Source organism: Massilia sp. Soil_C_3, from assembly GCF_057657035.1.
Window position 1 is genome coordinate 352257 of record NZ_JBDGJG010000005.1, and the last position, 21788, is coordinate 374044.

Here is a 21788-nt window from a genome sequence, read left to right on the forward strand (position 1 = left end):
GTCTCCCCCGGCTGGTGCTGCAATAAAGGCTTAAGGCGTTACGCTTTCCCTCCAGCTTGCAGGGTGCCGTCCTGCAGGCGCGCGAGACCCAGCGGGTTCTCGTCGCGCAGCGCTTCCGGCAGCAGGTTGGCAGGCACGTTCTGGTAGCACACCGGTCGCAGGAAGCGGTCGATCGCGGACGCGCCCACCGAAGTCGTGCGGCTGTCGCTGGTGGCCGGGAACGGGCCGCCGTGGACCATCGCGTGCGACACTTCGACACCGGTCGGGAAGCCGTTGAACAGCACCCGGCCTGCCTTGCGTTCCAGGATCGGCAGCAGTGCGCCGGCAACGCCGTGGTCTTGGGCCTGGGCGTGGACGGTGACGGTCAGCTGGCCGTGCAGCGCCTCGGCCGCCTTGAGCAGCTGATCGGCGTCCCTGAAGCGCACCAGCACCGCGGCCGGCCCGAACACTTCGTCTTCGAGCGCCGCGTTGCCCAGATAGGTGTCGGCGTCGCACACGTACAGCGCGGCGCGCGCCGCGCAACCGGTGCCCTGCTCGCCGCCTTGCGCGACCAGCTGCAAGCCCTCGACCTGGCCGAACTTGGCCACGCCGGTGTTGTACGCCTCATGGATGCCGGCGGTGAGCATGGTACCGGCGCCCTTGCCTGCCAGCGCTTCGCTGGCGGCCTTGACGAAGGCGTCCAGGTCGGCGCCTTCGAGCGCGAACAGCAGGCCCGGGTTGGTGCAGAACTGGCCGACGCCCAGCGTCAGCGAATCGACGAAGCCTTGCGCCAGGCCGGCGCCGCCGGCTTGCAGGGCGGCCGGCAGCAGGAACACCGGATTCACGCTGCTCATCTCGGCATACACGGGGATCGGCTCGGAGCGGCCGGCGGCGGTGCGCATCAGCGCGGTGCCGCCCTGGCGCGAACCGGTAAAGCCCACCGCCTTGATCGCCGGGTGCGCCACCAGTTGCTGGCCAACGGTACGGCCATCGCCGTACAGCATCGAGAACACGCCTTCCGGCACGCCGGCTTCCTTCGCCGCGCGCTGGACGGCGCGGCCGACCAGTTCCGAAGTGCCTGGGTGGGCGGCATGGGCCTTGACCACGACCGGGCAGCCGGCCGCCAGTGCCGAGGCGGTGTCGCCACCGGCCACCGAGAACGCCAGCGGGAAGTTACTGGCGCCGAACACGACGACCGGGCCGAGGCCGATCTTGGAGAGGCGCAGGTCGGGGCGCGGCGGCGTACGGTCAGGCAGCGCACTGTCGATCGTCGCATCCATGAAGTAACCGTCGCGCACCACTTTCGCAAACAAGCGCAGCTGGGTCACGGTGCGCATCCGCTCGCCTTCCAGGCGCGCCTGCGGCAGGCCGGTCTCTAACATGGCGCGTTCGATCAGTTCCGGGCCCACGGCCAGGATCTGCTCGGCGATCGCTTCCAGGAAGCGCGCACGCTGTTCGAGCGGCAGTGCGCGGTAAGGGTCGAAGGCCTGGCCAGCCAGCGCGCAGGCGCGCTCGACGTCGTCGCCGGTCGCCTGGCCGAAGCCCGGCTCCAGGTTGGCGCGGGTGGCCGGGTTGAAGCCGAAGGCTTCGCCGGCCGTGCCGCGCACGCACTGCTGGCCAATGATCATTTCACCGAGAATCGTCATGATCACAGCACTCCATTCTTCTTGAGCAGGTCGAGCAGCATCGCGTCTTCTTCGGCGGTCAGGTCGGTCAGCGGCGGACGCACCGGACCGGCGCCGTGGCCGACCAGGCGGGCGCCGGCCTTGACGATGCTGACGGCGTAGCCGGCCTTGCGGTTGCGGATCTCGAGGTAAGGCAGGAAGAACTCGTCGATCAGGCGGTTGGTGGTGGCGAAATCGTCGTTGGCGGTGGCGTGGTAGAAGTCCATCGCCAGTTGCGGCACGAAGTTGAACACGGCCGACGAGTACACCGGGGTGCCCAGGGCTTTATAGGCGCCGGCGTACACTTCCGCGGTCGGCAGGCCGCCCAGGTAGCTGAAGCGGTCGCCCAGCTTGCGCCAGATCGAGACCATCAGTTCGATGTCGCCGTTGCCGTCCTTGAAGCCGATCAGGTTCGGGCAGCGGTCGGCCAGCTTGGCCAGCGAATCCGGGGTCAGGCGGCAGTTGGCGCGATTATAGACCACGACGCCGATCTTCACGGAGCGGCACACCGCCTCGACGTGGGCGATCAGGCCGTCCTGGCTGGCTTCGGTCAGGTAGTGCGGCAGCAGCAGCAGGCCCTTGGCGCCCTGGCGCTCGGCTTCCTGTGCATGCGCGATGGCGGTGCGGGTCGGGCCGCCGCAACCGGCCAGGATCGGCACCACGCCGGCGCAGGTGTCGACGGCGGTCTTGATGATCTGGCCGTACTCCTCGCCGTGCAGCGAGAAGTATTCGCCGGTGCCGCCGGCCGCGAACAGCGCTGTCGCGCCGAACGGCGCCAGCCATTCCAGACGGGCGGCATAGCCTTTTGGATCGAACTCGCCCTGCGCGTCGAAGTCGGTGATCGGGAAGGACAGCAGGCCGTGCGACAGGACTTGCTTGAGTTCATTTGGGTGCATTGCTAGGTCTCCGTAGGTCTAGTGTTGGACGAAAGTCGTGCGATCAGGCATATGCCAAAATCAAGTTGTAAGTCATCGTACAACCTAGCGAAGTCGGCCGCAAGCAAAATGTGCGGCTAATTCTAGTTGAGGGCCCCTTCCAGGCGGCGCTGCGCCTGCAGCAGGCGTTCGCGGCTGTTGGACAGGTGGGTGCGCATCGCCGCGCGCGCCGCCTCCGGGTCGCGCCGCTCGATGGCGCGGAAGATATCGTCGTGCTCGCGGCTGACGCGCTCGAGGAAATCGGCCGGCTTGTCCTGCTCCAGCTTGGGCGTGTCCAGGCGCGCGCGCGGGATGATCGCATTGCCCAGCTGCTCGAGGATGTCGGCGAAATACCGGTTGCCGGTGGCCTGGGCGATCAAGAGGTGGAAGCGCTTGTCGGCGTCCACCGCCGACCTGCCCTCGGCCATCGCCTGCTGCATCTCGAGCAAGGCGCCGGCCAGCTCGTCGACCTGGTCTTCGCTGCGGCGCACTGCCGCCAGGCCCGCCGTCTCGGTCTCCACGCCGATGCGCAGCTCGAGGATGGACAGCACGTCGCGCAGGGTCAGGATGCTTTCGGCATCCAGGCCGAGTCCCGATTGCGGCCGGTCGAGCACGAAGGTGCCGATGCCGTGCCGGGTCTGCACCAGGCCGGCCGCCTGCAGGTGCGAGATCGCCTCGCGCACCACGGTGCGGCTGACCCCGTACTGCGTCATCAGGGACGCTTCGGTGGGCAGCTTGTCGCCCGGCTTGAGCATGCCGTCGCGGATGATGCCGCTGACCTGCTCGACCACACCCTGTGCCAGACTGCGGTGCTTGCGCTGCGGGAGTACCATGATTGCCTAGTAAGAAAATGAAAAGAAGTCCACTGATTATACCGCAGCACAAGTTGTCAGACATCTTATGAGCAGACGTCTTTTCTTGCATCATTGGTATGTCCACCTTGCGGGATTGGTCTGGCCAAATTAGAATCGTCTGACCGTCACCTACCCGTCGGTCATCACGCCGACAGCACCCCCGCCACATGAAAAAAGTCCCAGCAACCGCCGAGCCAGGCCAGGAGCCGCGCCTGTACCGCGTCGTCGCCGCGCGCATCCAGGAGCTGATCCGGGAAGAAAAGATCCAACCCGGCACCCGGTTGCCGGCCGAGCGCGAGCTGGCCGCCAAGCTCGAAGTGAGCCGGGCCTCGCTGCGCGAGGCGCTGATCGTGCTGGAGTTGTCCGGCATCGTCGAGGTGCGCGGAGGTTCCGGGGTCTATGTGAGCGAGAAGGCGGTGGCGCCGTCCGACGTGCCGGAAGCCGGCCCCGGCCCGTTCGAGGTGCTGGCGGCGCGTCGCATGATTGAATCCGAGATCGCCGCCCTCGCCGCCAAGAACGCCACCGACTCGGCCATCGACGCCATCCTGAAGGCCGTCGAAGAGATGGAGCGCCAGCACGACGACCGCGCCAGCAACGAGAACGCCGACCGCAACTTCCACCTGGCGCTCGCGCGCGCCACCGGCAACACCGCCATGGTGGGCGTGATCGAGTACCTGTGGGCCCAGCGCGGCAGCCTGTGGCACAAGCTGAAGGAACACTTCCAGACCGAGGAATTGCGCAAGCAGACCCTGATCGACCACCGCAACATCCTGGCTGCCATCGCCGCGCACGACGCGCCCGCTGCCCGCGCTGCGATGCGCGCCCACCTGGAGCGCGTGACGCGCACCTTCTCGCGCGGCTGAATGCGCGAATGGCCTGACCGCTTGCTTAATTGGTCAGGCCAAAATAGAATCCGGCAAACCCTTTGGAGTTTGCCATGCCGTTTCGCTTTCGCGTCCTTCCCTTGCTGCTGGCCTTTCTTGCGACCGGCGCCGGCGCCGCTCCCGACAAGCCGCTGCGCCTGATCCTCGTGGGCGACTCCACCATGGCCAGCAGCACCGGCTATGGCGACGCCCTGTGCGCCCGCCTGAGTCCCGACGCCGCCTGCCACAACCTGGCGCGCGGTGGCCGCAGCTCCGGGAGCTTCCGCGCCGAAGGTCGCTGGGACGAGGTGCTATCCCTGCTGCGCGCTGGCGATGCGTTCAGGGGGAGCTACGTCCTGATCCAGTTCGGCCACAACGACCAGCCGGGCAAACCGGGGCGTTCGACCGACTACGTGAACGAGTTCCCCGCCAATATGCGGCGCTACGTCGAGGAGACACGCGCCGCCGGCGGCATTCCGGTGCTGGTGACGCCGCTGACCCGGCGCGGCTTCCGCGGCTTCTGGGTGCATGACGACCTCGCCCCGTGGTCGGCCGCAGTACGCCAGGTGGCGCGCGAGACGAAGGCCGCGCTGGTCGACCTGAACGCACTGTCGATGGCCGACGTCCAGGCCATGGGGCCGCGGCAGGCCGACGCGCTGGCCCGCGCCGGCGCGAACTTCGACCATACGCACGTCGGGCCGGTCGGCGCCGAACGCTATGGGAACATGATGGCGCGCGCGTTGCGGCGCCAGGCGCCCGGCATGGGCGCCGCATTCGGGAGCGTACGATGAGCGCCGCGCTGGCCGCACTCACCCTGGCGCTCGCCGGCGCCGTCAGCGAGCGACAGCACGCGCCCTCCGACGGCTGGGCCGCCCAGGAAGGCGGCACACGCGGCGGCGCCATGGCAGCGCCGAGCTACGTCTACACGGTGCGCAGTCCGGACGAATTACTGGCGGCGCTCCGCGCCCCGGCGCCGGCCCGCATCGTACGCGTCGCGGCCAGCATCGATATGAGCGCAGGCGCACCTTTTCAAGACAGCGCGGACCAGGGGCGGCGCGGCGTGGTGCGCGTTCCCGCCAACACCACCCTGCTCGGCGTGACGCCCGGTGCCGGCTTCGTCAACGCCAGCCTGGTCGTATCGGGGGTGTCCCAGGTGATCGTGCGTAACCTTGAGCTGCGCAATCCCTGCGACGTCGACCCCAAGTGGGATCCACAGGATGGCGTCAAGGGCAACTGGAATTCGCGCTACGACGGCATCAGCGTCTCGAACGCGCGCCACGTCTGGATCGACCACAACAGCTTTACCGATGCGCCGGTCACGGACGATACCCAGCCGGTGGAGAACGGCATGCCGAAGCAGTGCCACGACGGCGCGCTGGACATCACCAATGGTTCCGACTTCGTCAGCGTCACCTACAACCGCTTCGCGCAGCACGAAAAGAACACGCTGGTAGGCGGCAGCGACCGCGCGCAAGGCGACCGGGAACACCTGCGCGTGACCTTCAAGGGCAATCTGTTCGAGCACGTCAGCGAGCGCGCGCCGCGCGTGCGCTACGGCCAGGTGCACCTGCTGAACAACTACCACGTCGGCGACCGCAAGCATCCCGTGTATGCGCACGCCTACAGCGTCGGCATCGGCACCGAAGCCCACGTGATCACGCATGCCAATGCCTACGAGATCCTGGGTGCGACGACCTGCGCACAGGTGGTGCGCGCGCCAGGCGGCAGCGCCGGCGTCCATGTCGACCAGGGGTCGGCCCTGAATGGCCAGCCGCTCACCGGCTGCCCGCATGGCGGCGACGCCGGCTGGCGCGTCCCCTACCGCTTTGACGCCCTGCCCGCTCATGAGGTCCCGCGCCACGTGCTCGCCCATGCCGGGCCTCGCCCCGTCGACCGGGTGGACGGCGTGGTCGAGGCACGTCTGGTGCTGAAGGGCGGCGCTGCGCCCTTCGTCCTGCAGGCGCGGCGCGACGACCAGGGTGGCTGGCAAGGCGCCAGCGTGCGCGCCATCGACGACGGCGCCACGCTGCAGGTCGAGCTGCTGGAAGCACGCGGCGGCGCACCGGTGCGCCTCAAGCAGGTAAGGCGGCGCGCGCCGCTGGCGGGTACACCGCTGGTGCTGCGCGTCGAGAGCCACGCCGGCATGCTGTCGGCCTGGGTCGATGGCGAACGGGTCACCTCGAGCCAGGTCGCGCCGCTGACGGCCAGCGCGCCGGCGGCCTGGGATGCCGCCGAACATATCCTTCTCGACCTGCGCGACGGACCGCCCGGCCTGCCTGCGGAGCGCATCGCCCTGCTGCTTGGAACAAACACGTTTGCGCTGCAGGCCGGGGATCCGGCCGAGCACATCATCGTCACGGGACAGGCCACGGTTGTCACTTCCAGCAATCCGGACATCGCTTCGGCCACCATCTCGGACGACCGGCTGCTGGTCGCGCCGCACAAGCCCGGGCGCGCCACCATCACCGCCGGCGGCCCGGACCCGGCCTGGCAGCAGACTGCGCTCGCGCTGGAAGTAGGCAAGCCATTCGCCGGGCCCCGTCGAACGGCGCTGCCGGCGGCCCACCTGCGCCCGGCGCATGCCGAGCGCGGCGTCCCGCCGGACACGCCGCTGTTGATGACGTTCGACCGTCCTCCGGTCCTGAGCGGCGCCGGCAGCGTACGCATCGTGCGGCGCCATGACGGCGCGCGGCTCGCGACGATCCGGCCCGGCGAGACCGTCATCGCACTCGGGCCAGCCGGGAAGCAGCGCCAGCTGCGCCACCATGCGATTGCGGTCGAAGGCAATGACATGCGCGTGCGCCTGCCGCTCAAGCTCGACTACGGCGTCGAATACGAGGCCGTGGTCGATCCGGCGCTGCTGCGCGACCCCGCGTTCAAGGGAGCGCGCTGGACCTTCCGCACCAAACCCTATCCGCCGGTCGGCGACAGCGTGACAGTGGATGACGATGGCCGCGCCGACTTCCGCACCGTGCAGGGCGCCCTCGATCACGCGATGACGCTGCCGCGCGAGAAGCCGATAACCGTCAACGTGCGCGACGGCGTCTATCCGGAGCTACTCTACCTGCGCGACAAGGACCGCCTGATGCTGCGCGGGCAAAGTCGCGAGGCCACCATCATCCGGGCCGCCAACAGCGATGCGCGCAACCCGGGTTCCGACGGACGCGCGCTATTCCTGGCCCAGGCCAGCGACCTGCTCGAGATCCGCGACCTGACGCTTCACAACACGACGCGCCGCAGCGACGGTCACTCGGCGCAGGCCGAAACGCTCTTCTTCAGCAACGCCAAAGGCAGGTTCATCGCTCGCAATGCGGCCTTCCTCAGCGAGCAGGACACGTTGCAACTGACCGGCTACGCCTGGATCTACCGCTCGCTGGTCGAGGGTAACGTCGATTTCATCTGGGGGAACAACCGCGCCGCGCTGTTCGAGGAAAGCGAGATCCGCAGCGTCGGCGACAGCGCGGCGACGGACAACGGCGGCTACCTGGTGCAGGCCAGGACCGTGACGCGGGGCGACCCGGGCTTCGTTTTCCTGCGCTCGCGGCTGACCCAGGGTCCCGGGCCTGCCGGAAACCGGCCACCGGCGGGCAGCGCCTATCTGGCGCGTTCGCCGGGCACCGCGCATACCTGGGACAACGTCGTCTTCATCGGCAATACGGTCGATGGCCATATTGCCGCCGACGCCTGGCTGCGCAAGCCGGAGCCCAATCCGCGCGCCGGCGACGCCACGTCGGGCTGGCGCGAACACGGGAATCTAACGCTGGACGGGACGCCCTTGCACTTCGGCGGATACCGCATGAGTGACGAGGAAGCCCGCCGCCTGTCGACGCGCAGCGCCATCTTTGGCGGCTTCAATGGCGGCCAAGGCTGGAATCCCCAGCCCTGAGCCGATTCAGGGCGTGATCCGCACGTAGTCGATCTCGGCCCGCGCGCCCGGCTCCCCGGTGGCGAACAAGGCCAGCTGCGCACCGACCCAGCGCCCCATGCGCGCCTCGAACGGCGCGCCCAGCGGCACAAAGCGTCCGCCATCCGCGCTGTACGAAAACGCCACCCTGGCGCCATCGGTGACGTCGATCCGTAGCCGCGCTTCCGGGCGCGGCAACACCGGGCCCACGTCTTCCACGCACGGTCCACCTTCGCCGCAGCGCATCATGACGATCCGTGTGCCCCCTTTGACACGGCGCAGGCCGAACCAGCTGTCGGCCAGCCCCGCGACGCCGAAGCCCGCCTGGTCGCCATCGCGCACCGCGTCCAGGCGCACACTGGCCGTCGCGCTAAAGCCCGGGGCCACGAATTTATGGGTCAGCACCGACGCCAGCTGGCGCAGTGGCGCCGGCGGCTGGGCGTTCAGGCGCAGCATGCCGCCGCCCAGCGCATACCAGTCGGCCTTCCAGTTGCCGGCCCATTGCCATTGCGGGCCGAGCGCCGATCCGTCGAACTCGTCGCCGGCCGCTGGCTCGCGTCGTGGGAAGGCGCCGGCCACCGGCTTGGCATGCTCCAGCACTGGCTGGCCGACACCAGGCGCGCCTGACGGCTCCCCGATCAACGGCCAGCCATCTTGCCAGCGCATCGGCTGCAGGTGCACCACGCGACCGTACGCGCGCTTGTCCTGGAAGTGAAAGAACCAGTCCGTCCCTTGCGGGGTCCTGACCCAGGCGCCCTGGTGCGGACCGTTAATGTCGGTGGTGGACTGGGCCAGTACGATGCGGTCCTCGTAGGGTCCCTCGATCGAACGCGAACGGAACACCGATTGCCAGCCATGCTCGACGCCACCGGCCGGGGCGAACACGTAATACCAGCCGTCGGCCTTGTACAGCTTCGGGCCCTCGAGTGTGCGGTAGGCCGGCAGGCGATTGCCGTCGATGACCACCTTGCCCTTGTCGTCGAGCAGGCTGCGGCCGTCGGGCGCCATGCGGCGCAGCGTCAGCACGTTGTTGATTCCGGCGCGGCTCTTGGCCCAGGCGTGCAGGAGCCAGGCCTTGCCGTCGTCGTCCCACAGCGGCGTCGGGTCGATGATGCCCTTGCCGGGCAAGAGCAGGTGCGGCGCGCTCCATGGCCCGTTGAAACTGGTGGCCGTGGTGACGAACACGCCCTGGTCGGGATCGGGATAGAAGATCCAGAACTTGCCGTCGTGGTAGCGCAGGCACGGCGCCCAGACACCCTTGCCGTGCTGGGGCGTCGCGAACGCCGCCTCAGGCACGAGGCGCGGCAGCGCATGGCCCGTCAGCTCCCAGTTGACCATGTCCTTCGACGTGAGCAGCGGCAGGCCGGGCGCATTGGCGAAGCTTGACGCCACCATGTAATAGGTGTCGCCCACCCGGATCACGTCCGGGTCGGAATAGTCGGCGTGCAGGATCGGATTGCGGTAGCGGCCATTGCCCAGGTCGGGCGACCATGGCGCGCGCGCACGCTGCGGACCCAGCACGCGGCCCAGGAAACCATCCATCGCATCGACGGTCGGCGCCAGCCACGGATCGAACAGCCAGAACGCGTGCGGCGTGCCAGGCAGCGCCACGGTCTCGGCCAGGACGCCATGGCTCTGGAGTTTCGCCGTCATCGCTTCGCGGCCGACCGAAAAACGCGGCGCGCCGCTCACGATGAACAGCACCGGCGGGCTCGCCATGTCCACATGCGCGATCGGCGAGGCAGCGTGCCAGGTCTCGCGCCGCTCGGCGTAACGGCCGCCGAGCCAGGCGCCGGCCGCCGACGGGTTCTTGGCTGGATCGTCCTCGTGCCGCAGCGCTTCGCTGGAGGTGAAGTCGGACAGGCCATCGATATTCACGACCGCCCGAATGGCGCCGTGATCCGTCATGCCAACCAGGGCCGCGATCTGCCCGCCGGCCGAGCCGCCTGCGATCGCCACGCGCGCCGGGTCGACGCCGAAGCGCCCGGCGTTCGCCTGCAGCCAGCCCACGGCTTGCCTGACGTCGTCGATCGCCGCCGGGTAAGGTGCCTGGCCCGACAGGCGATAGCTGACGCTGGCGGCAGCATAGCCACGCGCGGCCAGCCGCGCCGCCAATGGGGCCATCTCGCTACGGTCGCCGCTACGCCAGCCGCCGCCGTGGATCAGCACGACCAGCGGCGCCGGCTTCTTGCCTGGTGCAGGAAGGTAGAGGTCGAGCGCCAGGGACGTGTCGCCCCGCCGCGCGTAGACGACGTCCTTGCGCACCTGGACCGGCGCTGGCGCCGTGGCGGCGGCGATGCGGATGAACGGATAGTCAGCCGCCAGCTTGCGGTAAGTGGTCTCGGCGTTGTAGGCCTGAGGCTGCGGCTGCGCGCTCGTCGCGGCAAATGGCAGCAACAGCGCCAGCGTCCAGCGCCTCACAGCGCACTGCCCCGGAACACGACACGCCGGCGCAAGCTCGCGCCCGGCGCCAGGATGCTCAGGCCCGGATAGCCCGGCAGATTGTGGGCATTGATCGGGTGGTCGACCGGTTCGAAACAGAAGAAGTCGCGTCCGGGCGGCGCGTACAGGATGAAGTAATCCATGTCGGTCTCGATGACGAGGCCTACGCTGCGCGCCGGCCAGGTGATGTGGGCAGCCCCATCCCAACCCTCGAAGACGTTGTCGACGCCGTTCCCGGGCAGGCGGGCCGGATCGGTGAAATCCCAGTCCGGCGGCAGGTGGCTGCGCATCGACGGCAGCTTGTCGGCGCCTGCCAGCCACACCTGGCTCGCCCTGGCGCGCAGGCGCGCCCCCTGTGGATCGGGCAGCCATGGATGCAGGCCGAGGCCGAACAGCAAGGCGTGCTCCCCGGCGTTGCGCACTTCCAGCTCGACGACCAGCGCATCGCCTTCGAGTGTGTAGCGCAATGCGGCGTCGTAGGAAAACGGCGAAGCGGCATGGCGCTCGAGCCGCAACTGCACTGAATCGGACGTGTACGAGGCCACTTCCCACGCCTGCTGCCAGCCGTCGCCATGAATCGGACAGGGTTCACCGGCGCGGTTCGGCGCCGGCACGTGGCGCCGGTCATCGAATACGAAGCCCGATGGCGACATGCGGTTCGACCAAGGCAGGAGGGGAAAGCACGCCAGTTGGGAAGGCAGCGGCACGTCTTGCGTATTCGCCGGAAGCGCCCGCAACAGCGGTTGCGCCGACGCTCCGCCAAGCCAGTCGAGGCGACCGAGGCCGCCGCCCGCCTGCGGCACGACGTCGGCCCGCAGGCGGCCGTTCTCGAGCTGCAGGCGCTTCAGCATCAGTACTGCGGACCGTCGAGCAGGAACTTCCCGCCCTGGTACATCGTGGTCACGTCATCCTGGGCCGGGAACTCGGAGGTGTCCGGGAACAGGTGGGCGAACTTGCTCGAGCTGTCTTTCGGCTTGTAGCCCAGGTGCGAGGCCAGGCGGTTGTCCCACCAGGTGCTGTCGTTGTCCGACTGGCCGTACACGATGGTGTGGCCGACGCGCGGCGCGAACAGCGAGCATCGCAACAGCTCGGTCAGGTCGTCGTAGGAGAGGAAAGTGCTCATCATGCGCTTGTTGGCCGGCTCCGGGAAGCTCGAGCCAATGCGGATGCACACGGTCTCGATGCCGAAGCGGTCGAAGTAGTAGCGCCCCATCTGTTCGCCGAACACCTTCGACAGGCCATAGTAGCTGTCCGGGCGGGTCGGCGAATTCGCATCGAGCACCTCGGTGGTGCGGTGGTAGCCGATGGCGTGGTTCGAGCTGGCGAACACTACGCGCCGGGTGCCGGCCTTGTGCAGCGCCTCGTACAGGTTGGCCACGCCGAGGATATTGGCCTGCATGATCGGTTCGAACGGTTTCTCGGTCGAGATGCCGCCGAAGTGCAGCACCGCGTCCACGCCTTCGAGCAGCCTGATCACCGCTTCCTTGTCGGCCAGGTCGCACTGGACGATTTCCTCGCCCTCGCGCGCTTCTCCCATGTCCGCCACGTCCGACAGGCGCACCACCTCGGCCCACGGCTTGATGCGGTCGCGCAGCACCTTGCCCAGGCCGCCGGCGGCGCCGGTCAGCAGGATGCGCTTGAACGGCTTGCCAATCTTCTTCGTACTGCCAACTGCGTCGGTCATTCCACCACTCCTCTATCTTTATTGTTTACGTCACCGGCGCCGGATTGAACAGCGCCAGCGAATTATGCAGTTTCCACTGCTCGGCCCAGGTGCGGCGGCCGCTGGCCACGTCGAGGATCAGGCGGAACAGCTCCCAGCCCACGTCCTCGATGCTCGCTTCGCCCGTGGCGATGCGGCCGGCGTCGACGTCCATCAAGTCGTGCCAGCGGCGCGCCAGGTCGGAACGGGTCGCCATCTTGATCACCGGGACCGCGGCCAGGCCATAAGGCGTGCCGCGGCCGGTGGTGAAGATGTGGACGTTCATCCCGGCGGCCATCTGCAGCGTACCGCAAATAAAGTCGCTGGCCGGCGTGGCGGCGTAGATCAGGCCCTTCTGCGCGAGCTTGTCGCCGGGCGAGAGCACGCCGGTGATGGCCGTGCTGCCCGACTTGACGATCGATCCCATCGCCTTTTCGACGATATTGGACAGGCCGCCCTTCTTGTTCCCCGGCGTCGTGTTCGCGCTGCGGTCCACACCGCCCCGCACCAGGTAGTCATCGTACCACTGCATCTCGCGCACCATGGCCTGGGCGACTTCCGGCGTCGCGGCGCGCGCGGTCAGCTGGTCGATCCCGTCGCGCACTTCGGTCGTCTCGGAGAACATGACGGTGCCGCCGGCGCGCACGATCAGGTCGGTCGCGTAGCCCACCGCCGGATTGGCGGTGACACCCGAGAACGCATCGCTGCCGCCGCACTGCACGCCTACCACCAGGCTCGATGCCGGGCAGGTCTCGCGGCGGCGGGCGTTCAGCTTTTGCAGGTGCCGTTCGGCGGTCGCCATCAGGTTGTCGATCATCGACATGAAGCCGACGTGCTGCTGGTCCTGCAACGTCACGACCGAGGGCTGGGCCGAGCCGATCGGGATCGAACCGGCCGGGAACAGGCGCGTCGGCGGCAGCTTCTCGCAGCCCAGGCTCACCACCATGACGTCGTCGCCGAAATTCGGGTTCTTCGACAGATTGCGAATCGTGCGGATCGGGATCTCGGCGCCTGGCGCGTCGATCGCGACGCCGCAGCCATAGATGTGTTCGAGCGACACCACGTCGTCGACGTTCGGATAGCGCGGCAGGAGTTCGTCGCGGATGCGCTTGACCGCATACTCGATCACGCCCGACACGCATTGCACCGTGCTGGTGATCGCCAGCAGGTTGCGGGTGCCGACCGAACCGTCGGCGTTGCGGTAGCCCTCGAAGGTGAAGCCCTCCAGCGGCGGAAAATCGGTCACGGCATGGGTGCCGATCGGCAGGTTGTCGAGCGAACGCGCGGCCGGCATGTGCAGCACCTTCTCCGAGATCCAGCTGCCGCGCGGGATGGCGCCATTGGCATACCCGATCACGACGCCGTAGCGGATCACTGGGTCCTTATCGACCAGGTCGACCAAGGCAACCTTGTGCCCCTGCGGCACCCCTTCGACCAGCACCAGGCCGCCCTCCAACACGGTGCCGGCGGGCAGGCCGCCATCGTTGGCGACGATCGCTACGTTGTCGCTGGACTGCATGCGAATGGTACGGGGGACGAGCTGGTTCATGGGTCTGCCTTGTCTGGAAGTTCTTTTTCAGTATGCCACACAAAAATCGAAAGTGGCTAGTCCACCTTGCGATTTTGGTCTGACCAAATTAGAATGGCCTGACCAAAAGAGCAGTACCTGAAGTTTAAGCAACACGGGTAACACAACAACGCCGATTGGAGACACATGAAACTGCATTTGCTGGCAGCCCTGTTGGGCTGCGCGCTCGCTTGCGGACCCGCCCTGGCCGAGGGCAAGTACCGTAATCCCGACAACACCAACCTGGGCGACCCGGGTGAAGGGACCTACCCGATCCCTTACAAGATGCCGGTCGTGGCCGAGGTGACGGCCCAACTGCAATCGATCCGCTCCTTCATGGACCGCGCCACGCCAACCCGCGTCGTCAGCAAGCGCACCGGCCAGCCGATTACCGACCTCAGGACCCCGAACGCCGACGCGGTGTTCGAGCGCAGCGCCGGCGACTATGGCATCCAGGTTTACGAAATGGGCGTGGTCCACTCGGGCCTGATCAAGGCTGCCCAGATCACCGGCGACAACGGCTTCACCGGCATGACGCGCCGCCACTTCCAGTTCTTCAACGACACCCTCCCCTATTTCCGCGCCCAGGAGCAGAAGTTCAAGCTCGAGCGGGGCAACAGTTTTTCGCGCTTCCTCGATCCGCGCTCGCTCGACGACACGGGCTCCATGTGCGCGGCCCTGATCCGCGCCCGCCTGGCCAAGGTCGGTCCCGATCTGCAGAACATGATCGACACCTGCAGCGACTGGGTCGCCAAGCGCCAGTTCCGCCTGGAGGACGGCACCATGGCGCGCAAGCGTCCGCAGGAAGTCTCGCTGTGGGCCGACGATATGTATATGAGCATCCCGGCGCTGGCCGAGATGGGCCGCCTGACGGGCAAGCGCGAGCACTTCGACGACGCCGTCAACAACGTGCTGGGCATGTCGAGCCGCATGTTCAACCCCCAGCTGGGCCTGTACACCCACGGCTGGCACGCCAACCACCAGGACGCGCCGCGCTTCTACTGGGCGCGCGCCAACGGCTGGGCGGTGCTGGCGATGTCCGACCTGCTCGACGTGCTGCCGAAAGATCATCCGGGCTATCCGAAGGTACTGGCCCAGTTGCGCGCTTCCTTGAGGGGCATCGCTGAACTGCAGAGCGGCAGCGGCATGTGGCACCAGATGCTGGACCGCAACGACTCTTATCTGGAGACCTCGGCCAGCGCCATGTTCACCTATGTGTTCGCACACGCCGTGAATGAAGGCTGGGTCAGCCCGACCACCTATGGTTCGATTGCCCAGGCCGGCTGGAGCGCACTGTCGACCCGCATCAATTCGCTGGGCCAGGTGGAAGGCACCTGCGTGGGCACGACGCTCGCGAGCGACATGGTCTATTACTACCACCGCCCGACCAGCGTCGATGCCCTGCACGGCTACGGTCCGATGCTGATGGCCGGCGCCGAGATCATCCGCCTGGTGAAGAATCCCGCCTTCGAGGTGCAGCATAAGGTGCGCACCTACCACTACATGCCCAAGGGCGGGCAGACCGACTACCGCGAACACCACTAATCGGGAGACAAGATGAAACGACTCGTACTAGCAGCCATGCTGGGGACGGCGCTCGCGCAGGCACAGGCGCAGGCCCAGGACAAATTCGCGGTCACCGTGCAGCACGACCTGACGATCGCGCGGCCATCGGAGACCATTGCGATCCCGTGGAAAGAGGTCAATGCCGCCATGCCGGGCGCGATGGTGCAGAAGATCGCGGTCAAGGACGCGGGTGGCCGCGTGTTGCCGCACCAGGTGACCAACGTCGCCCCGCAGGCCAAGGATCCGAACAACGAAGGCGTCGCCTACGGCGAACTGCTGTTCCAGCACAGCTTCGGCGCTGGCGAAAAGAGCGCCAGCTTCACCGTCGAGCGCATCATTGGTGTGGCTCCGCCCTTCCCGATCAAGGCGTTCGCGCGCCAGGTGCCGGAACGCCTGGACGATTTCGCCTGGGAGAACGACAAGGTCGCGCACCGCACCTATGGCCCGGCACTGGCGGCGCCGGCGCCCGCCGGTGTGGTCAAGGAAGTGCTGGTGACGAGCGGCCTGGATATCTGGTTCAAGCGGGTGGACTACCCGATCGTCGACCGCTGGTACAACAAGGGCCATGACCATTACCACAAGGACCAGGGTGAAGGCATGGACATGTACAACGTCGGCAAGTCGCGCGGGGCTGGCGGCACCGGCATCTGGGATGGCAAGACGCTGTACACGGGCGTGAACTACGCCAGCTACAAGATCCTGGCGAATGGCCCCATCCGCGCCGTATTCGAGCTGCACTATGCGCCATGGGATGCGGGCGGCCGCCAGGTCAGCGAAGTCAAGCGCTTCACGGTCGACGCAGGCCACTGGCTGGACCGCATCGACAGCACCTTCACTACCAGCGATGCTGCGCCGCTGACGGTGGCCGTGGGCCTGAACAAGACGCCGGGCGACAAGGGCCAGGATCCGAAGATCACGGTCGGCCGCGACGGCAAGGTCTTGCTGCAATGGGTCGAGCAGAAGAGCAATGACGCCTTCGGCACCGCGATCGTACTGCCGACCGCCGAGGGCTTCGGCCAGGATTCGCTCAACGAACTGGTGTTCGCGAAAGCCACGCCGGGCCAGCCACTGCGCTACTACGCCGGCGCCGCCTGGAGCCGCGCTGGCGAGATCACCAGCCGCGCTCAATGGGAACGCCAGGCGCAGGACATCGCCGCGCGCGACGCCAGCCCGGTGCGCGTGACCATCCAGCCTGCGAAGTAAAGGATCTCGATGACTTTTCACGCAAAACGCCGCGCCCTGCTGCGCACCGTCCCCGCCGCCTCGCTGATGCTGGGCGGCGTCAAGACCGCTGCGGCGCACCAGGCCGGCGCGCTGGCCAACACGGGTGCATTGACGACCGCCGCAGCCAAGGCGGCCGATCCGTGGCAGCGCGCAGCCGCCATCGTGGCCCGATTCGCCACCCCGCTGAACTTCCGCGACGAGGATTTCCCGATCACCGACCACGGCGCCAAGCCATGCACGCTGGTCAAGGTGAAGGGCCAGACCGAATCGCTGGTCGAAGGCATCCTCGACACACCGGCGCCGGGCTCCCCGAACTGCTATCCAGCGATCGCCGCCGCGATCGCGGCCTGTCACGCCAAGGGTGGCGGCCGGGTCGTGATCCCGAAGGGAGAGTGGTATTGCGCCGGCCCGATCGTACTGCGCTCGAACGTGCACGTGCACCTGGCAGCCGGCGCGCGTGTGCACTTCGCCGCCAATCCGGCCCACTACGCGCGCCACGGTGAACACGATTGCGGAAAAAACGGCAAGCTGGTGCTGTCGCGCTGGCAGGGCAACGACTGCCTGAACTACTCGCCGATGGTGTACGCGATCAACCAGACCAATATCGCCCTCACCGGCGAGGACTGGACCAGCATCCTCAATGGCCAGGGCGGCGTGCCGTTCGAGCCGGGCTTCGCCGAAGGGCCGGAATGCTGGTGGGACTGGAAGGGACGGGGCAAGCCAGTACGCAAGCGCACCGAGGTTTACGCCAATCCGAACAATCCGCCGCTCGACAAGGTCGTCCCCGGCATCGATGCGCGGCGCCAGGCCAGCATCCAGGGTGAGGGAGATCGCTGGCAGACCGATTCGCGCTACCTGCCGGCGCTGTCCGAAGCCGGCGTGCCAGTGGAGAGACGGGTCTTCGGCCATGGACACTACCTGCGCCCGTGCATGATCGAGCTGATCGGCTGTAATAAAGTGCTGCTGCAGGGTTACCAGGTCAATGCCGCGCCGTTCTGGCTGCACCACCCGGTGAACTGCCGCGACCTGTTGATCCGGCGCGTGAACATGGAAAGCCTGGGGCCCAATAGCGACGGCTTCGATCCTGAAGCCTGCGACGGCGTGCTGGTCGACGACTGCCTGTTCAACAACGGCGACGACTGCATCGCGATCAAGGCCGGCAAGAACCTCGACACCCAGCACGGCCCGACCCGCAATATCGTCATCCAGAACTGCGTGATGAACAGTGGCCATGGCGGCGTCACCCTCGGCAGCGAGATGGCCGGCGGGATCGAGTACGTGTTCGCCGAGAAGCTCGAGTTCCGCAATATCCACTGGAAGGACGATCCGCTGAACACGGCGATCCGGCTCAAGACGAATATGAACCGGGGCGGCTTCCTGCGCCACCTGTACGTGCGCGACGTCACCCTGCCGCATGGCGTCTCGGTTGAGCCGATGCTGTACAAGCCGTTGCCCGGCGCCACGGAGATCAAGGCGCCGGTGGCCTCGAGCGCCGGCGCCATCGTCACCATCGACTGCGACTACGTGCCGGGCGACGACACGATGCGTATCCGGCCGCCGCAAGTGTCGGACATCGATATCCGCAACGTCCGCGCCAGCAATGTCGATACCGGCAAGGGCAGCTTCTCGTGCTACCAGGCCTTCATGCTGCTGGGACCGGTTGCGTCGAGCTTCAACGGCAAGCCTGGCGCGCCGATCCCGCCGATCGCGCGCATCCGCATCAGCGATTCGGACTTCGGCACGCCCGCCAACACGAAGCAGCCGTGGTTCATCCACAACGCCGCCGAGATCACGCTCGACAACGTCACCATCGGCGGCAAGCGCTACAAGCAGGTCTTGTCGACAAAGACCTGACTTGCAACAGGTCAGGCCAGTTGAAAAATATTTTTTAATTGGTCTGACCAAAAACGCAAAAGTTGACATAGAATTCAACAACTGGCCTGACCACCGGGATTAACACCGGGGGGACCAAATAATCACAAAGTAGCGGCGGCGGACATGTTCATAGTCCACCGGATCAAAAACGCATGGAGACAAAATGAACCACAACCCCCACCGCGCAGTCCTGCGCAAACTTACCCTGTGCCTGCTCGGCACCGCATCGGTATCGGCACTCTCGCTCGGCCCGGCTTTCGCCCAGGAAGTGGCAGCCACGTCAGCTGGCGCCGAAACGGCCAATGCGCAAACCGTGGTCGTGACCGGCCTGCGCGCCTCGCTGGAAAGCGCGCTGAACGCCAAGCGCCAGGACAACGGCATCGTCGACGTCATCAAGTCGGAAGACATGGGCAAGTTTCCGGACACGAACCTGGCCGAGTCGCTGCAGCGCGTGCCGGGCGTCGTGATCGACCGCGATGCCGGTGAAGGCCGCAGCATCACGGTGCGCGGCCTGGGCCAGGACTTTACCCGCGTGCGGATCAACGGCATCGAGGGCCTGGCCACCACCGGCGGCACCGACAGCTCGGGCGGCACCAACCGCGGCCGCGGCTTCGACTTCAATGTGTTCGCGTCCGAGTTGTTCAGCGCCCTGACAGTGCGCAAGAGTTCCTCGGCCGATGTCGACGAAGGCTCGCTCGGCGCCACCGTCGACCTGCAGACCCTGCGTCCATTCGACCTGCGCGGCTTCAACGCCACTGTCGCCTTGAAGGGCAAATACAACGACGGCTCGGAGAAAACCGATCCGCGCGCCGCCTTCATGATCTCGAACACCTTCTTCGACCGCAAGGTCGGCGTGCTGTTCTCGGGCGCCTATTCGAAACGCCGCGTGCTGGAAGACGGTTTCAGCACCGTGCGCTGGGATAACGGCCCATCCTCGGGAGGCTGGTGCGCGCCGCAAGGGATGGTCGCCAATCCGAGCAATTCGACGGCGACCACCTGCGGCCCGGCCGCCCAGGGCGCCGAGCGCCTGCCCGGCACGCCCGAGAACATCGCCGCCTACAACGCGGCCAGCGACCCGAACAACTTCCATCCACGCCTGCCGCGCTACGGCCGCCTGACCCACGACCAGGACCGCCTGGGCCTGACCGGCTCGGTGCAATGGCGTCCGCAACGCGGCACCCTCTTGACCTTCGACATGCTGTACTCGAAGCTCGATGCGACCCGCCAGGAAGACTTCCTGCAGGCGACGTCGTTCAGCCGCAGCGCCAGCCAGGGCGGCAAGCCGCAGGTCGGCGTGCTCGAAGCGCAGTACGCGCCGAACGGCTCGCTGCTGTACGGCCGCTACAACAACGTCGACATCCGTTCCGAGCAGCGCTTCGACGAACTGAAGACCACCTTCACCCAGCCGACGCTGACCCTGGAACACAAGCTCTCCGACACCTGGAGCATGAGCGCCAAGTACGGCCGCGCCGAATCCAAGTTCCGCAATCCGATCCAGACCACGGTCACGCTCGACGCCCTGAACGTGGATGGCTACAGCATCGACTTCCGTCGCGACAGCCGCCGTCCTTTGATCACGTATCCGTTCGACGTCAACGGCGGCCCGCTGGGCCTGATCGGCGTGCCGCAGGTCGCCGGCGGCACCCAGCCGACGACCGTGCCGAACACCACTACCAGCGAGATCCGCATCCGTCCGCAGGGCACCGACAACGTCAACAACGTCGCCCAGTTCGACCTGGCCTGGGAAGCGAGCGACAGCCTGACCTTCAAGGGCGGCGTCAACAGCAAGAAGTACACGTCGGAGACCTATGAGTTCCGCCGCGTGAACCAGAACGACACGATCTTCGCGCCACCGGCCGGCGCCACCGGCCTGACCTCGAACATGACCGGCTTTGGCAGCCAGCTCGGCATGCCGGCCGGGAACGCCACCGGCTGGGTGATGCCGAACCTGGCGGCCATTGCCGCCGCCTACGACATCTACTGCAACTGCATCAAGAGCGGTCCTGCCGGCGGCCCGGGCGACTTCACCCTGTCGTCGATCGAGAACGGCAATGCGCGCGGCAACAACCGCTCGGTCACCGAAAAGAGCGACGGCGTCTACCTGATGGGCGAGTTCCGCCACGACCTGTGGAATATTCCGGTACGCGGCAATATCGGTGTGCGCTACGTGAAGACCGACCTCGAAACCATCGGCTACCAGGCGGCCGGCGGCGGCACCGCGGTGAAAGTGGAGCACGACTACACCGACACCCTGCCCTCGTTCAACCTGACCGCCAACGTGACCGACGAGTTCATCGTGCGCTTCGGCGCGGCCAAGGTGATGACCCGTCCGCAGCTGGGCTTCCTGTCACCGGGGGGCAGCATCGCCACCACCGGCAACCTGTCGATCAACTCCGGCAACCCGTTCCTGAAACCGTTCCGCGCCAAGACCTTCGACAGCAGCTTCGAGTACTACTTCGCCAACAAGGCCTTCGTCGGCCTGGGTCTGTTCCAGAAGAACATCGACACCTATATCCAGAGCCTGCGCACCAACGTGGCGTTCCGGGATTCGGGCCTGCCGATGTCGCTGCTGCCGGCCAACTTCACGGGTGAGGAAGTGTTCCAGCAGACGCTGCCGGTCAATACCGATGGCGGCAAGCTGAAGGGCTTCGAGCTGAGCTACCAGCAGCCGTTCACCTTCCTGCCGGGCTGGGGCAAGAACTTCGGCACCCTGCTGAACTACACCAAGGTGAGCTCGAAGATCGAATACCTGGTCTCGCCGACCGGCGGCGCCACCATCACCGACGACCTCTTGAACCTGTCGCCGAAGTCGTGGAACGCCACCTTCTTCTATGACGACGGCAAGTTCAGCGCACGCGTCTCGGGCGCCAAGCGTTCGGGCTTCGTGACCCGCGTGCCGGGCCAGAACAACAACGACGTCGAGGGCAAGAACGAAACCTTCAACGTCGACCTGTCGCTGTCGTACAAGGTCAATGAAAACCTCGAGTTCACGCTCGAAGGCGTCAACCTGACCAACGAGGAAAACGACCAGTTCATCAGCCGCCAGCGCGACAGCGTAGTGGTGAACAACGTGACCGGTCGCGAATACCTGTTCGGCCTGCGCTACAAGTTCTAAGCACGATCTCTTGGTGGCTTTGCGGCCCGCGCTTGCGCGGGCTTTTTTTCGCTCGGCCTTTCGCTGGTGCGCCGACAATGGCAAGCTTGCCGCTTTTGCCAGACTTTATTCGGTCATGT

General features: G+C 66.9%; 14 protein-coding genes. 7 read left to right on the forward strand and 7 right to left on the reverse strand.

Annotation, left to right across the window (positions count from 1 at the left end; genetic code table 11):
• Positions 1 to 38: 38 nt before the first annotated feature.
• The 3 genes from AC3A6F_RS12210 to AC3A6F_RS12220 form a co-directional block, all read right to left on the reverse strand.
• Positions 39 to 1625 carry an aldehyde dehydrogenase (NADP(+)) gene (locus AC3A6F_RS12210; protein WP_487681017.1) on the reverse strand — a complete coding sequence of 529 codons (1587 nt, stop codon included), beginning with the start codon at positions 1623 to 1625 and terminating at the stop codon, positions 39 to 41.
• Between the two features lie 2 nt (positions 1626 to 1627).
• Complete coding sequence (gene kdgD, locus AC3A6F_RS12215) at positions 1628 to 2539, reverse strand: 5-dehydro-4-deoxyglucarate dehydratase (protein WP_487681019.1); 912 nt, start codon at positions 2537 to 2539, stop codon at positions 1628 to 1630.
• Positions 2540 to 2661: 122 nt separating this feature from the next.
• Positions 2662 to 3390, reverse strand: coding sequence for a FadR/GntR family transcriptional regulator (locus AC3A6F_RS12220; protein ID WP_487681021.1), 729 nt, complete (start codon positions 3388 to 3390; stop codon positions 2662 to 2664).
• 188 nt (positions 3391 to 3578) lie between these two features.
• On the opposite strand from AC3A6F_RS12220, the gene AC3A6F_RS12225 reads away from it, so the two are divergent.
• The 3 genes from AC3A6F_RS12225 to AC3A6F_RS12235 all read left to right on the forward strand — a co-directional run bounded on the left by AC3A6F_RS12225 (position 3579) and on the right by AC3A6F_RS12235 (position 8160).
• The gene (locus tag AC3A6F_RS12225; protein ID WP_487681022.1) at positions 3579 to 4274 is read left to right on the forward strand and encodes a FadR/GntR family transcriptional regulator; all 696 of its coding nucleotides are present in this window, start codon (positions 3579 to 3581) and stop codon (positions 4272 to 4274) included.
• 74 nt (positions 4275 to 4348) lie between these two features.
• Positions 4349 to 5065: a rhamnogalacturonan acetylesterase gene (locus AC3A6F_RS12230; RefSeq protein ID WP_487681023.1), complete on the forward strand. Its 717-nt coding sequence runs from the start codon at positions 4349 to 4351 to the stop codon at positions 5063 to 5065.
• Positions 5062 to 8160 (forward strand): pectinesterase family protein, encoded by a 3099-nt coding sequence (locus tag AC3A6F_RS12235; protein ID WP_487681025.1) that lies wholly within the window; start codon positions 5062 to 5064, stop codon positions 8158 to 8160. The genes AC3A6F_RS12230 and AC3A6F_RS12235 overlap by 4 nt, the downstream gene beginning before the upstream one ends.
• A 6-nt stretch (positions 8161 to 8166) precedes the next feature.
• Here AC3A6F_RS12235 and AC3A6F_RS12240 read toward each other — a convergent pair whose 3' ends face one another.
• The 4 genes from AC3A6F_RS12240 to garD are packed head-to-tail and all read right to left on the reverse strand — an operon-like array spanning position 8167 to position 13871.
• Positions 8167 to 10599, reverse strand: a complete 2433-nt coding sequence (locus AC3A6F_RS12240) for a family 43 glycosylhydrolase (RefSeq protein WP_487681027.1) — start codon at positions 10597 to 10599, stop codon at positions 8167 to 8169.
• Positions 10596 to 11471, reverse strand: coding sequence for an aldose 1-epimerase (locus AC3A6F_RS12245; protein WP_487681029.1), 876 nt, complete (start codon positions 11469 to 11471; stop codon positions 10596 to 10598). Before AC3A6F_RS12245 ends, AC3A6F_RS12240 begins: the two co-directional genes overlap by 4 nt.
• The gene (locus AC3A6F_RS12250) at positions 11471 to 12304 is read right to left on the reverse strand and encodes an NAD-dependent epimerase/dehydratase family protein (RefSeq protein WP_487681031.1); all 834 of its coding nucleotides are present in this window, start codon (positions 12302 to 12304) and stop codon (positions 11471 to 11473) included. The genes AC3A6F_RS12245 and AC3A6F_RS12250 overlap by 1 nt, the downstream gene beginning before the upstream one ends.
• A gap of 25 nt (positions 12305 to 12329) precedes the next feature.
• A complete protein-coding gene (gene garD / locus AC3A6F_RS12255; RefSeq protein ID WP_487681033.1) occupies positions 12330 to 13871 on the reverse strand; it encodes a galactarate dehydratase in 1542 nt (513 codons plus the stop codon).
• 165 nt (positions 13872 to 14036) lie between these two features.
• Here garD and AC3A6F_RS12260 point away from each other — a divergent pair, with 165 nt between their 5' ends.
• The 4 genes from AC3A6F_RS12260 (at position 14037) to AC3A6F_RS12275 (ending at position 21669) form a co-directional block, all read left to right on the forward strand.
• Positions 14037 to 15434 (forward strand): glycoside hydrolase family 88/105 protein, encoded by a 1398-nt coding sequence (locus AC3A6F_RS12260; RefSeq protein ID WP_487681035.1) that lies wholly within the window; start codon positions 14037 to 14039, stop codon positions 15432 to 15434.
• Positions 15435 to 15446: 12 nt separating this feature from the next.
• Positions 15447 to 16658 carry a DUF4861 family protein gene (locus AC3A6F_RS12265; protein ID WP_487681037.1) on the forward strand — a complete coding sequence of 404 codons (1212 nt, stop codon included), beginning with the start codon at positions 15447 to 15449 and terminating at the stop codon, positions 16656 to 16658.
• Positions 16659 to 16667: 9 nt separating this feature from the next.
• The gene (locus AC3A6F_RS12270) at positions 16668 to 18533 is read left to right on the forward strand and encodes a glycoside hydrolase family 28 protein (RefSeq protein WP_487681039.1); all 1866 of its coding nucleotides are present in this window, start codon (positions 16668 to 16670) and stop codon (positions 18531 to 18533) included.
• A 184-nt stretch (positions 18534 to 18717) separates the two neighbouring features.
• Positions 18718 to 21669, forward strand: coding sequence for a TonB-dependent receptor (locus tag AC3A6F_RS12275; protein WP_487681041.1), 2952 nt, complete (start codon positions 18718 to 18720; stop codon positions 21667 to 21669).
• Positions 21670 to 21788: the final 119 nt, after the last annotated feature.